Origin of the sequence: Paenibacillus sp. FSL K6-1096 (assembly GCF_037977055.1) — a bacterium.
Lineage (GTDB): Bacteria > Bacillota > Bacilli > Paenibacillales > Paenibacillaceae > Paenibacillus_AQ.
Genome location: NZ_CP150274.1, coordinates 2,961,169 through 2,974,559 on the forward strand (window position 1 = coordinate 2,961,169; position 13,391 = coordinate 2,974,559).

At 55.2% G+C, this 13,391-nt stretch carries 6 protein-coding genes, 1 tRNA gene and 3 rRNA genes; 2 read left to right on the plus strand and 8 right to left on the minus strand.

The window, feature by feature from the left end:
* Nucleotides 1–227 precede the first annotated feature (227 nt).
* The 4 genes from rrf to MHI24_RS13255 form a co-directional block, all read right to left on the minus strand.
* Nucleotides 228–344, minus strand: a 5S ribosomal RNA gene (gene rrf, locus MHI24_RS13240).
* A 126-nt stretch (nt 345–470) separates the two neighbouring features.
* Nucleotides 471–3,514 (minus strand): 23S ribosomal RNA (locus MHI24_RS13245).
* A 207-nt stretch (nt 3,515–3,721) separates the two neighbouring features.
* Nucleotides 3,722–3,797 (minus strand) — tRNA-Ala (locus tag MHI24_RS13250).
* 96 nt (nt 3,798–3,893) lie between these two features.
* Nucleotides 3,894–5,454 (minus strand): 16S ribosomal RNA (locus tag MHI24_RS13255).
* Together the 16S, 23S and 5S rRNA genes with 1 tRNA gene alongside form the textbook arrangement of a ribosomal RNA operon.
* 390 nt (nt 5,455–5,844) lie before the next feature.
* On the opposite strand from MHI24_RS13255, the gene MHI24_RS13260 reads away from it, so the two are divergent.
* Entirely contained in the window at nt 5,845–7,095 is a 1,251-nt protein-coding gene (locus MHI24_RS13260; protein WP_340026047.1) for an MFS transporter, read from the plus strand.
* Nucleotides 7,096–7,210: 115 nt separating this feature from the next.
* Nucleotides 7,211–8,485: a molybdopterin-dependent oxidoreductase gene (locus MHI24_RS13265; protein WP_340026048.1), complete on the plus strand. Its 1,275-nt coding sequence runs from the start codon at nt 7,211–7,213 to the stop codon at nt 8,483–8,485.
* 80 nt (nt 8,486–8,565) lie between these two features.
* On the opposite strand, the gene MHI24_RS13270 is transcribed toward MHI24_RS13265, so the two are convergent.
* Genes MHI24_RS13270 through MHI24_RS13285 form a run of 4 tightly spaced genes read right to left on the minus strand, consistent with a single transcriptional unit; the run spans nt 8,566 to nt 13,202 of the window.
* Complete coding sequence (locus MHI24_RS13270; RefSeq protein ID WP_340026049.1) at nt 8,566–9,465, minus strand: hypothetical protein; 900 nt, start codon at nt 9,463–9,465, stop codon at nt 8,566–8,568.
* Nucleotides 9,466–9,478: 13 nt separating this feature from the next.
* On the minus strand, nt 9,479–10,744 hold the full coding sequence (locus MHI24_RS13275) for an ABC transporter permease (RefSeq protein ID WP_340026050.1): 1,266 nt from the start codon (nt 10,742–10,744) through the stop codon (nt 9,479–9,481).
* A complete protein-coding gene (locus MHI24_RS13280) occupies nt 10,741–11,466 on the minus strand; it encodes an ABC transporter ATP-binding protein (RefSeq protein WP_340026051.1) in 726 nt (241 codons plus the stop codon). The genes MHI24_RS13275 and MHI24_RS13280 overlap by 4 nt, the downstream gene beginning before the upstream one ends.
* 11 nt (nt 11,467–11,477) lie before the next feature.
* On the minus strand, nt 11,478–13,202 hold the full coding sequence (locus MHI24_RS13285) for an alkaline phosphatase (RefSeq protein WP_340026052.1): 1,725 nt from the start codon (nt 13,200–13,202) through the stop codon (nt 11,478–11,480).
* Between the last annotated feature and the right edge of the window lie 189 nt (nt 13,203–13,391).

A 13,391-nucleotide genomic window follows, 5' to 3' on the forward strand; every position in this document is an offset into this window, starting at 1 on the left:
CCACATTATTCACTTTTTATCCACAAAAACAGTGTATTACTTAGGTTTTTCTTGACTCATCCACATAAATATGCCTTGCCGGATGTTCATCCACAGCCAGAAACGTTGCTGAAATTGTATCCACATGTGCGTAATGTTTCTGCATTTCCAGAAATCTATCCACAGCTTTTCCACAGCCCTGCCCACGCAAAAAAGCCACTGTTGATTGCTCAACAGTGGTACCTTATGCTTGGCGGCGTCCTACTCTCCCAGGACCCTTCGGTCCAAGTACCATCGGCGCTGGAAGGCTTAACGGTCGTGTTCGGGATGGGTACGCGTGGAACCCTTCCGCTATCGCCACCAAACGTTACAGGCTTAATCGCCTGAAAACTGAATCCGAAACGAATTTGCGCTCGCCCTTGTTACGGGGCCCCCGGAAAGTATTCGGAATCCGCTTCGTCAGCGTCATCTTCACTTTTTGGGGTAGTTTGTTGGATAAGCCCTCGACCGATTAGTATTGGTCAGCTCCATGCATTGCTGCACTTCCACCTCCAACCTATCTACCTCGTCGTCTTCAAGGGGTCTTACATACTGGGAAATCTCATCTTGAGGGGGCTTCACGCTTAGATGCTTTCAGCGCTTATCCCGTCCGTACGTAGCTACCCAGCCATGCTCCTGGCGGAACAACTGGTGCACCAGCGGTACGTCCATCCCGGTCCTCTCGTACTAAGGACAGCTCCTCTCAAATTTCCTGCGCCCACGACAGATAGGGACCGAACTGTCTCACGACGTTCTGAACCCAGCTCGCGTACCGCTTTAATGGGCGAACAGCCCAACCCTTGGGACCTACTTCAGCCCCAGGATGCGATGAGCCGACATCGAGGTGCCAAACCTCCCCGTCGATGTGGACTCTTGGGGGAGATAAGCCTGTTATCCCCAGGGTAGCTTTTATCCGTTGAGCGATGGCCCTTCCATGCGGTACCACCGGATCACTAAGTCCGACTTTCGTCCCTGCTCGACTTGTAGGTCTCGCAGTCAAGCTCCCTTCTGCCTTTGCACTCTTCGAATGATTTCCAACCATTCTGAGGGAACCTTTGAACGCCTCCGTTACTCTTTAGGAGGCGACCGCCCCAGTCAAACTGCCCGCCTGACACGGTCCCCGTACCCGCTTAGGGTACCAGGTTAGAACCTAGATACGATCAGGGTGGTATCCCAACGGCGCCTCCAGCGAAGCTTGCGCTCCGCTTTCCACGGCTCCCACCTATCCTGTACAGATCGTACCCAAATTCAATATCAAGCTGCAGTAAAGCTCCATGGGGTCTTTCCGTCTTGTCGCGGGTAACCTGCATCTTCACAGGTATTAAAATTTCACCGGATCTCTCGTTGAGACAGCGCCCAAGTCGTTACGCCATTCGTGCGGGTCAGAATTTACCTGACAAGGAATTTCGCTACCTTAGGACCGTTATAGTTACGGCCGCCGTTTACTGGGGCTTCGGTTCATAGCTTCGGGTTACCCCTAACCACTCCCCTTAACCTTCCAGCACCGGGCAGGCGTCAGCCCGTATACTTCGCCTTGCGGCTTCGCACAGACCTGTGTTTTTGCTAAACAGTCGCTTGGGCCTTTTCACTGCGGCCCCCTCGGGCTATTCACCCTACCGAGGCACCCCTTCTCCCGAAGTTACGGGGTCATTTTGCCGAGTTCCTTAACGAGAGTTCTTCCGCGCGCCTTAGAATTCTCTTCTCGCCTACCTGTGTCGGTTTGCGGTACGGGCACCTTCTCCTGGCTAGAGGCTTTTCTTGGCAGTGTGAGATCATGACCTTCGCTACTGTAATTTTCGCTCCCCATCACAGCCCAGCCTTATGATGTGCGGATTTGCCTGCACACCAGCCTCACTGCTTAGACGGACATCCATCAGTCCGCGTCACTACCCTCCTGCGTCACCCCATCGCTCATAGCGGATTACGGTGGTACAGTAATTTCAAACTGTTGTCCTTCGACTACGCCTGTCGGCCTCGCCTTAGGTCCCGACTTACCCTGAGCGGACGAGCCTTCCTCAGGAAACCTTGGGCTTTCGGCGGATCAGATTCTCACTGATCTTTTCGTTACTCATACCGGCATTCTCACTTGTGTACTCTCCAGCGCTCCTTACGGTACACCTTCAACGTATACACAACGCTCCCCTACCCCTGGATCGACTTCACTCCAGCTTCGAAGTTCGTGTTTATCCCCTGGAGTCATTTGGCCAACCATCCTTGCAGATGATTCATTGGCATTCATGATTCCGGATAAACACGCCTCAAAGGCGCAGTGAAGTCGATCCAAGCCATAGCTTCGGTGGTGTGTTTAGCCCCGTTACATTTTCGGCGCAGAGTCACTCGACCAGTGAGCTATTACGCACTCTTTCAATGGTGGCTGCTTCTAAGCCAACATCCTGGTTGTCTGTGCAACTCCACATCCTTTCCCACTTAACACACACTTGGGGACCTTAGCTGATGGTCTGGGCTGTTTCCCTTTTGACAATGGATCTTAGCACTCACTGTCTGACTCCCGGCAAGAAGTTAGTGGCATTCGGAGTTTGACTGAGCTTGGTAACCCTTGCGGGCCCCGCACCCAATCAGTGCTCTACCTCCACCACTCCATTCACCGAGGCTAGCCCTAAAGCTATTTCGGGGAGAACCAGCTATCTCCGAGTTCGATTGGAATTTCTCCGCTACCCCCACCTCATCCCCGCACTTTTCAACGTACGTGGGTTCGGGCCTCCAGTGCGTGTTACCGCACCTTCACCCTGGACAGGGGTAGATCACACGGTTTCGGGTCTACGCCCACATACTCAGTCGCCCTATTCAGACTCGCTTTCGCTGCGGCTCCGGCTTCTCACCTTAACCTTGCATGTTGAACGTAACTCGCCGGTTCATTCTACAAAAGGCACGCCATCATCCATATAGAGGACTCTGACTTTTTGTAAGCACACGGTTTCAGGTTCTATTTCACTCCCCTTCCGGGGTGCTTTTCACCTTTCCCTCACGGTACTGATTCACTATCGGTCGCCAGGTAGTATTTAGCCTTAGCAGATGGTCCTGCCAGATTCATACGGGGTTTCACGTGCCCCGCACTACTCGGGATCCGTCTCGGAGGGGTTAAACTTTTGGCTACAGGGCTTTTACCTCTATCGCGGGCCTTTCCAGACCTCTTCGCCTACCTTAACCTTTTGTAACTCCATGTGAGACGTCCCACAACCCCAAGGGGCAAGCCCCTTGGTTTAGGCTGTTCCGCGTTCGCTCGCCGCTACTGACGGAATCACTATTGTTTTCTCTTCCTCAGGGTACTTAGATGTTTCAGTTCCCCTGGTCTGCCTCTGCGTATCCTATGTATTCAGATACGAGTAACTGTGCATTACCACAGCTGGGTTTCCCCATTCGGACACCCCCGGATCAAAGCTTGCTTACAGCTCCCCGAGGCAGTTTCGTTGTTCGCCACGTCCTTCGTCGGCTCCTGGCGCCTAGGCATCCTCCGTGTGCTCTTAGTAGCTTAACCAATGCGTTTTCCAGAAGGAAAATCGCTTAGCATCACTATAATTTAAACTTGCTTACACAAGTTCAGCTTAAAGGAATGTTCTAAAACGCAAATTCGTTTCGGTATCCAGTTTTCAAGGATCAAGTTGCTGTAAGTTCGGGTCGATCACAACCGTGACGATCGAAGTTACAGCCGGTATTTCAGACATAACAAATAGATGAAGTTTGTTGGTGGAGCCAAGCGGGATCGAACCGCTGACCTCCTGCTTGCAAGGCAGGCGCTCTCCCAGCTGAGCTATGGCCCCGCAAATTCCATCAAAACCGAACAAATGGAAACACGTTATTGTGGAAGTCAAGCTTCCGATTTGAATGTCTTCATCGCAGAAGACGATTCTCCATAGAAAGGAGGTGATCCAGCCGCACCTTCCGATACGGCTACCTTGTTACGACTTCACCCCAATCATCTACCCCACCTTCGGCGGCTGGCTCCCTTGCGGGTTACCCCACCGACTTCGGGTGTTGTAAACTCTCGTGGTGTGACGGGCGGTGTGTACAAGACCCGGGAACGTATTCACCGCGGCATGCTGATCCGCGATTACTAGCAATTCCGACTTCATGCAGGCGAGTTGCAGCCTGCAATCCGAACTGAGACCGGCTTTGCTGGGATTGGCTCCACCTCGCGGCTTCGCTTCCCGTTGTACCGGCCATTGTAGTACGTGTGTAGCCCAGGTCATAAGGGGCATGATGATTTGACGTCATCCCCACCTTCCTCCGGTTTGTCACCGGCAGTCACTCTAGAGTGCCCAGCTTTACCTGCTGGCAACTAAAGTCAAGGGTTGCGCTCGTTGCGGGACTTAACCCAACATCTCACGACACGAGCTGACGACAACCATGCACCACCTGTCTCAACTTTCCCCGAAGGGCACCTGATGCATCTCTGCTTCGTTAGTTGGATGTCAAGACCTGGTAAGGTTCTTCGCGTTGCTTCGAATTAAACCACATACTCCACTGCTTGTGCGGGTCCCCGTCAATTCCTTTGAGTTTCAGTCTTGCGACCGTACTCCCCAGGCGGAGTGCTTACTGTGTTAACTTCGGCACCAAGGGTATCGAAACCCCTAACACCTAGCACTCATCGTTTACGGCGTGGACTACCAGGGTATCTAATCCTGTTTGCTCCCCACGCTTTCGCGCCTCAGCGTCAGTTACAGCCCAGAAAGTCGCCTTCGCCACTGGTGTTCCTCCACATCTCTACGCATTTCACCGCTACACGTGGAATTCCACTTTCCTCTTCTGTACTCAAGCCACCCAGTTTCCAGTGCGACCCCAGGTTGAGCCCAAGGTTTAAACACCAGACTTAAATAGCCGCCTGCGCGCGCTTTACGCCCAATAATTCCGGACAACGCTTGCCCCCTACGTATTACCGCGGCTGCTGGCACGTAGTTAGCCGGGGCTTTCTTCTCAGGTACCGTCACTCCGGCAGCAGTTACTCTACCGGACGTTCTTCCCTGGCAACAGAGCTTTACGATCCGAAAACCTTCATCACTCACGCGGCGTTGCTCCGTCAGGCTGTCGCCCATTGCGGAAGATTCCCTACTGCTGCCTCCCGTAGGAGTCTGGGCCGTGTCTCAGTCCCAGTGTGGCCGTTCACCCTCTCAGGTCGGCTACGCATCGTCGCCTTGGTGGGCCGTTACCCCGCCAACTAGCTAATGCGCCGCAGGCCCATCCCTAAGCGGCAGATTGCTCCGCCTTTCATTCTTCCCTCAGGAGAGGGAAGAGATTATCCGGTATTAGCTACCGTTTCCGGTAGTTATCCCAGTCTTAGGGGCAGGTTGCCTACGTGTTACTCACCCGTCCGCCGCTAAGCCAAGTTGGAAGCAAGCTTCCAACAAGACTCCGCTCGACTTGCATGTATTAGGCACGCCGCCAGCGTTCGTCCTGAGCCAGGATCAAACTCTCCAATTAGGCCGCCTACCGAAGTAAGCGCTTATAGAAAGAGCGATAGCTCATTTTGAAACTGACGATTCATTGAATGAATCTTGTAAAACATAACGTGTTCCATTTGTTCAGTTTTCAAAGAACTTGCTCCCGGCAATCGATGTTTTATCGTTTGCGCAGGAATTAGATCATATCATTTATTCACTTAACTTGTCAACTTATTTTTCATCGAGCGCTTCGTTCAGCGCCGGTGTCTCATAAGCACAAGAGATAATATATCACGCGCTGCGGACTCTGGCAAGACTTTTTTATAATGAATTAATTAACCGCATATCCTATGTTCAACATATGGTTTCCATCCTGGATCATTTGCCGCTACAATAGGATTCATCTTCTATATTACTGAAAGGAGTCATCATGTCCAATAAGTCTAATCCCCCTGCTGCCTCCGTTCCGCTTAAGGAAGCAAGCCATTTGCAGCAGGCAACCATTTACCGTATTTTGCTCGCGGTGAGCTTTGTTCATTTATTCAACGATTCTATTCAGGCGCTTATTCCGGCCATGTTCCCGGTGCTGAAGGATAACTTGCTGCTCTCCTATGCCCAGATCGGCTGGATTGCCTTCGCGCTGAACCTCACCTCCTCGCTGATTCAGCCGATCATCGGGTTCGCCGCCGACCGGAAGCCCCGCCCGATTCTGCTTCCGCTGGGGATGTGCTGTACCTTCGCCGGGGTCTTCCTGCTCGCTTTTGCCGGGAACTATGTCCTGGTGATTGTGTCGGTGATGCTGGTGGGCTTTGGCTCCGCCGCCTTCCATCCTGAAGGGATGCGTGTAGCTCATATGGCGGCCGGTCAGCGGAAGGGGCTGTCGCAGTCGATTTTTCAGGTAGGCGGCAATACCGGTCAGGCCCTGGGGCCGCTGCTCATGAAGTGGGTGTTCATCCCCTTCGGTCAGATGGGTGCGCTTGGATTCACAGTGATCGCCGCTGCCGGGGTGGCCGTCCAGACCTATGTGGCCCGCTGGTACCGTGACATGCTGAATGCCGGATATACCTTCCGCAAAAAATCAGCGTCCCGCTCCATCGATCCCGCCCGCAGCAAACGCATCATCATCACCACCGTCATTCTGGTCTTCATCGTGTTCGTGCGCTCCTGGTACGGCGCATCCATCGGCGGATATTACGCCTTCTACTTAATGGACAAATACGGGATGACGCTGGACCGTGCGCAGATCTACATTTTCATGTATCTGGCAGCCGGTGCGGTCGGCACCTTCTTTGGCGGCCCGCTTGCTGACCGGTTTGGCCGGCGGAATCTGATTCTAGTTTCGATGATTGGTACGGTTCCGTTTGCGCTGGCCCTGCCTTTTGTGAACACGTTCTGGGCAGCCGTGCTGCTGATTATCTCCGGCTTCATCCTGCTGTCCAGCTTCTCGGTGACGGTGATTTACGCACAGATGCTGTATCCGGGCAACATCGGAACCGTCTCGGGCCTGATTACCGGCCTGGCCTTCGGCCTTGGCGGGATCGGCTCTGTAGTCATTGGCGACCTGATCGATAGAGCCGGGATTGCGCCTGTGTTCGTGGCCTGCGGCTTCCTTCCGCTGCTGGGCCTGCTGGCTCTGCTGCTGCCGGGTGACAAGAAGCTGGAGGAATGGGCGGCGGAATAAATACCTTTGGCGGACCAAGCGAACAGAGATTATTCAACAGGCTATTTTTGCGGTACAATTAGTTAAAACTTGAATTAATCACGCTCAGGCAGCAAGCCCGGAGGAGGGGTAACGCTTGAAGAATCTACTCGCAAGAGTGCGCAAAGGGTATGGCAAAAAGCTTGTATCGATTCACCTGTGGAATGCCTGGCTGGTCCTGTTCCTCGCGGTGAGCGGTCTGATCCTGGTCGGCGGCTTCTGGCGGGAGCTGCTGGGGGAAGGCCGGGTGTGGCTGAAATGGGGGCATACGGCCCTCGGACTGGTGCTGCTGATTCCTGTAGTCTATTATCTGCTGCTGGCTGCGAAGCACTGGAAACGGCTCAAGGGCAAGCCCGCCCAGAAGGCTAATGTGATCTTCGTGCTTGCCCTGCTGATCGGCTGGCTGCTCTCCGGGGTGGTTCTGTGGCAGTTCAGATTAGCCGGACCAAGAGCGGCCAACATTGCACTGTTCATTCATGACCTGCTGACCTGGATCGGTCTCCCTGTGATCATCTACCACTCCATCACCCGGGTGAAGTGGCTGAAGGAGCCGAAGAAGCGCTCGATCGTGGCTGAAGCATTACCTGGAAAAGAGTCCTCTTCTACTGCCGGGCACTCACGGCCTGCGGCTGCATCCGATGCACAGCCTCTATACACACGCCGTGGTTTCATCAAGGCTGCTGTAGGCGCTGGACTTGCCGTTACCCTTGGCCCCACCTTTATCCGCTGGTTCGGCAGAGCGATGCAGCTTCCGGGCACAGCAGACTATGCCGCGTCCAATGCCAATGCGCTGGTTCCCGACCCGCTCCCGCTGCCGGATTCCGCTCCTCCCATCGGCGGGGGAGCCGAGGGCAGCTTCCGCGTGTATACGGTCACGGCTATTCCCGCCTTCGACAATTCCAACTGGTCCTTTACGATCGACGGGCTGGTGAACAAGAAGCTGACCTGGAACTGGGAAGAGTTCGTGAAGCTGCAGCGCGAGGTGCAGGTTAGTGATTTTCACTGTGTGACGGGCTGGTCTGTCTACAAAAACACCTGGGAGGGCCTCCCCCTCTCCAAGCTGCTTGATCTGGCCGGTGTACAGCCGCAGGCTGTCACGGTGAAGTTCTACTCCGGTGACGGTGTCTACACCGATTCGCTGACGCTGGACCAGGCCCGGATGGATGACATCATGGTCGCAGTGATGCATGACGGCAAGCCGATTCCGAACCAGCTCGGCGGCCCGGTCCGCCTGATTACTCCGCAAATGTATGCCTATAAATCTGTTAAATGGCTGAACCGGATTGAGCTGATTGACGAGGATTATGTAGGGTACTGGGAGCTGCGGGGCTATGACAAGGATGCCTGGCTGCCCGGTGCGAAGCGGGTGTAAATATTGTTACGGTATGCGCAGAACACAAAGAAGAAGCCTCCTGCCCCATGAGGGATAGGAGGCTTCTTTGCGTATGCCGATCACAAGCTCTTGAAGGAAGCATCGTAGAGGCGGAACATGGTTTTGTAGCCGGACTCGTCGATCTTGATGCCGACATCCAGACGCCCTGAGATCTCCAGGGGACCCGTGGTATAGCGCAGCTTGCTGCCTTCCGGAACGAAGACAATCATAATCTTGTTCCAGTAGGTCTCATCCCCGTTGTCGAACGGACACTCTGCTCCCGGCTCTGGGATCAGCAGAAACCAATTTTTCTCAAAAGACAGAACTTCGCCCATGAACCCTTTAATGGTCACTTGCTGGCCGCTGAGATCCCAGAAGTGTTCTGAGGGTCGGGTCTGGTCGTCACCGTCAAAGAAGCCGTTCCAGCCGATTTCTGTGCTGCCCTTGGCAGCCGTCCCTTCTGTTTCAGTTACCTTCGCCGCCGGGGACGGGCTGGCCGCAGGGGTAGGGACAGGAGTTGCTTTAGGGGAATTGGTTGCTTTAGGTGCTTTGGTGGCTATAGGTTCTTTAGTTGCTATCGGGACAGTAGTCGCCTCAGGCACTGCCGTAGGGCTTGGGACGGAGCCTCCTTCCTCCACGGAAGGCTTCCGGGAAGCATGGGTAGCTTCTGCCACAGGCTCAGCAGAAGACGCTGAGGAAGGCAAGGCAGTGGGCTTGAGCGCAGCCGGCGTCCTGCCAGGCTTCTCCGTAGCAGGCGAAGGCTGCCCGGTCATCCGGGGCGCTTCGGCTGATGCCTGCGGTGCAGGAGATACAGAGGCTTGGCCCTGTGTTAGTCCGTCAACCTCCGGCGAAGCCCCGGCTGCGGCAGCGAAGGATTCACCGCTCCCCTCAGCCGCAGAATTCTGACCGCAGGCCTGAAGCAGCAGCAGGCTGGTCAGAGCCCCGGAGAGCAGCAGCATTTTTCCCTGTAATTGTCTCAATATCATATTCCTCCTAGGATTTGAACAGAGCGAGCGGGTGCATCCGGTACATCCGGAAGGCTGGTCCCAGCGAGGACAGCAGTCCCAGAATCAGCGCGCCGCCCGCAATCAGCCAATGCTCCGCCGTCCAGCGGTACGGGTCAATCTGGATGCCCGCCTGTGAGAACAGCATGTCCTTCAGCAGATACGCTCCCGCATGACCGGCCAGCAGCCCGGCGATCAGTCCGGTTGCCGTCACCAGCAGCCCCTCTGTCGTTAACGTCAGCCATACATAGGCCCGCGATTTGCCGAGAAGGCGAAGAATCCCCACATCCTTGGTCCGCTCAGAGACTGCGGCAATCAGGGATAATAGAATGGTGATGCCCGCAAGCAGCACGCAGATGGCGGTGATCAGACCAATCAGCCGTGAGCCTTGATCGACAGCATTCAGCACATCAGACACAGCCTTGCTGGTATAAGCCGCTTGAACCCCGTTGCTGCCGTCAAAGCTCTGCTTCAGGTCATGGGCGCCGAGCAGGCTGGCCGGCTTAACCAATACAGCGGTAATCTCCCTCTCTTCAGGCGCCAGTTCATGTACCGCCCAGGCATAGTCTACCGTTGTAAATACCGCCCGGTCATCGGGGGTATGCAGATCAGGAAGGATGCCTGCGACTGTGTAGCGGAAGCTCTTGTGCGCGTGTTCTTCATCGTGCCCGGCCCCTTCAGCACCTTCCGCACCTTCAGCCGCGTGCCCGCTCTCTTCCTCAGCTTCTGACGCTGCTGCTTCATGATGTTCTCCCTGAACAAGCCCATGTGCACCCGAGAAGGTGTCTCCCACCTTCAATCCCAGCGAGCGGGCGACATAAGCGCCTACAATGGTCTCACCGGTATGGGCATACATCATGCCTGCCTGAAGCTTGCTGTCGCCGTAACGGGTGAAAAAATAACTGGAGTCCAGTCCCACGATGGGAAACCCCTTGTAGTTGTCTCCTGTAGTCATAGCATAGGCTGCATCCACAGACGGGTCCCTCCGGGCCGCATCCAGAACAGCCAGCGGGATATTCCCGGTCGGTGCACCTATATGATAGAACGTGTTCAGCACAAGCTGGGTCTCGCTGCCTGCCGCGCCGATGACCAGATCGAACGGGCCATAGCCCTTCTTCGCCCCCTGCTCGACACTCTGCCGGGACAGGACAAGTAGAACAACAAAAGCCACGGTAATCGCCACCGCACATACGGTCAGCAGCGACAGGAACCGCCGGTGCAGCACATTGCGCAAGGTGAGCTGGAACAGGCTCATAGCGTCACCTCTTCGCGCCGTCCTGAAGCCATAACCGTCCGCTGCTTCGTTACCGTCTCGCGGCGCACTTCATTAATGTCCTGAATATTCAGACAGCTCGGGAACCGGCCGGCCATATTCAGGTCATGTGTGACCACGATCAGGGTATGCCCCTGTGCTGCACTAAGGTCCAGCAGCAGGGAAGCAATCTCCTCCGCCGTCTCCCAATCCAGGCTGCCTGTAGGCTCATCCGCCAGCAACAGCGGCGGGTTGTTCACCATTGCCCTGACAATGGCCACCCGCTGCTGCTGTCCGCGCGACAGCTCCGAGGGCAGATGCCTTCCGCGGCCTGCAAGACCCACCCGCTCCAGCCAGCCGTCCACGATATGGTGCCGCTCCTTCTGCGTAAGCCCTGAGCTCATGGCAATCTCGACATTCTGCCGGGCCGTCAGCGACGGAATCAGATGGAAGTCCTGGAGCACATAACCGATCGCCGACGCACGAAAGGCATCACGCTTCGCTTCCGTCAGCTCGTGAAGCGGCTGGCCGTTCACGGCAATGCTGCCGCTGTCCGCTTTCATGATCCCGCTAATCAGATGGAGCAACGTGCTTTTACCGGACCCGCTGGGTCCGGTAATGGCTACGCGCTCTCCCTGTGGAACATTCCACCGGGGGATATCCAGGATGGGAATGGCTTTGCCGTCGGTTTTGAACTGCTTTTTCAAGTTCCGGATCTCAAGCAAGCCGTTCACTCCTATCTGAGTACAATGCGTTCAGACAGCGCATCCCATTTCAACGCCGAGCCCTTCAGCTGATTGAAGGCACTGAGCGGAAGATAGAGCACATTATTGTCCACGTCTACGGTGTATGCTGCCGCCTTGCTGTTCAGCTTCGCTGTTTTGCCGGCCAGATTGATGTCAACGGTGTTTTTACCAAGCGTAAGCTTCGCTGCCGAAGCACTGGCTGTATAATTTCCTCCGAGCGCTTTGATCAGAGCTTGTGCCGGGAACAGCACCTCATTGTCGCGGCTGATTTTAAACTTCGGATAGACGTACTTAGCTTGCAGCTCTGCGGAACGTTTGTTCAGGTCCAGTCCGAGGATTCCCGCCCCTGCTATGGCGATCTGCGTATTGTCGATCTGCCCCTTCACCTTGTCGGCAATCGGGCCATACGCCCAGACTCCGACATCGACCGCCGAATGACCGTGACCGGACCAGCCTACCAGCAGACGCTTGGAGATGACCGCATTATACGCGCCCTCTCTTTTGTAGGAGGAGCCGTCGCCGTTCATAATCTGGGTTACTTCCTCATCGGTCAGATCGGTAATCCAGGTATTGGCCGTTACAATCTTGCGGATCTCTTCCGGGGTCTGTGCGGCCTCAAGGTCCGCTGCCAGACTCTCGGAGGAATGCTTCTGCTTGTTCCACAGATCAATGTTGATCTCATAGATATTGTCGCGGGAGAGCGACAGGCCGCCAGTCTCATGGTCCGCCGTAACCACTACAGAGGTATTGCCATTCTTTTTCGCAAAATCCACCGCTGCCTTGAACGCTGCATCGAAATCGAGCGCCTCCTGCACCAGGGTCGGCAGATCGTTGGCATGACCGGCATGGTCGATACGGCCGCCTTCAATCATCATAACGAAGCCGTTCTTATCGGCAGACAGAATATTCAGCGCCTTCGAGGTCATGGCCGCCAGGCTCGGAATTTCCGCCGTCCGGTCCGGGGTATACGCCACATGCGAGTTGCCGAACAGGCCGAGTACCTTGCTGTTTTTGGAAGTCAGCGCATTTAGAGCCGAGGCATTCTCAACCACCGTGTAGCCCTTGGCTTTGAAGTCAGGCAGGAGGTTCTTGTCGGTACGTTTGCCCTTCTCATCCTTGGTCAGGAAGAACTGCTTGCCCCCGCCCATCAGCACATCGACGCCGCTCTCCAGATACTGCGAGGCAATCGCCGATTCGTTATCCCGGTTGCGGACATGGGAAGCGTACACGGCTGGTGTTGCATGGGTAATACGGGCAGTCGTCACCAGGCCGGTGGCCTTGCCTGCGCTCTCGGCAGCTTCAATGATTGATGCAAACGGCTTGGAAACGTCCTCATTCGAGACGCTGATGCCCGCGTTGTAGGTTTTGTGGCCTGTAGCGAATGCAGTTCCTGCCGAAGCGGAGTCGGTGACGATCCCGGAGACGATTTTACCGCTGTCTTCTCCCCGGTCTGCATATGTAGTCGCTTGCCCCACGTAGTACGGATCGATGTTCAGGTGCTTGACACCCTTGGTGTATTGCTGAAAATATCTCGCCGCAGATACCTGGGCCGGGCCCATGCCGTCTCCGATCAGAACGATCAGATTCTTAGACTGGGCTTTGGCAGCGCCCCCTGGATTTGCCGGGCTTTTGGCCGCCCCTGCAAGCGTTGCTCCTGAAACTACGGCAGCCGCCAGTCCTCCAAAGATCATACCCTTCATTAGCTTCTTCATCATATACCCCTTCCTCATTGTGACGGTTCTAAGCCTAAGCTTACCTTGGAAAGGTTAACGATCTGTCAAAAGAAGTATGGAGTTGTATTAAATTATCAGATGATCATATGAAGGCGGAAAAATCACCCTACCAGGTAACAAATGCTGGTGCCTTATCCCCGTACATCCAGTCCATTCACCCTCGCCTGGCGC

Coding starts and splice junctions, on each gene's coding strand:
- MHI24_RS13260 (WP_340026047.1), top strand. CDS start 5,845: ATGTCCAATAAGTCTAATCCCCCTGCTGCCTCCGTTCCGCTTAAGGAA.
- MHI24_RS13275 (WP_340026050.1), bottom strand. CDS start 10,744: ATGAGCCTGTTCCAGCTCACCTTGCGCAATGTGCTGCACCGGCGGTTC.
- MHI24_RS13285 (WP_340026052.1), bottom strand. CDS start 13,202: ATGATGAAGAAGCTAATGAAGGGTATGATCTTTGGAGGACTGGCGGCT.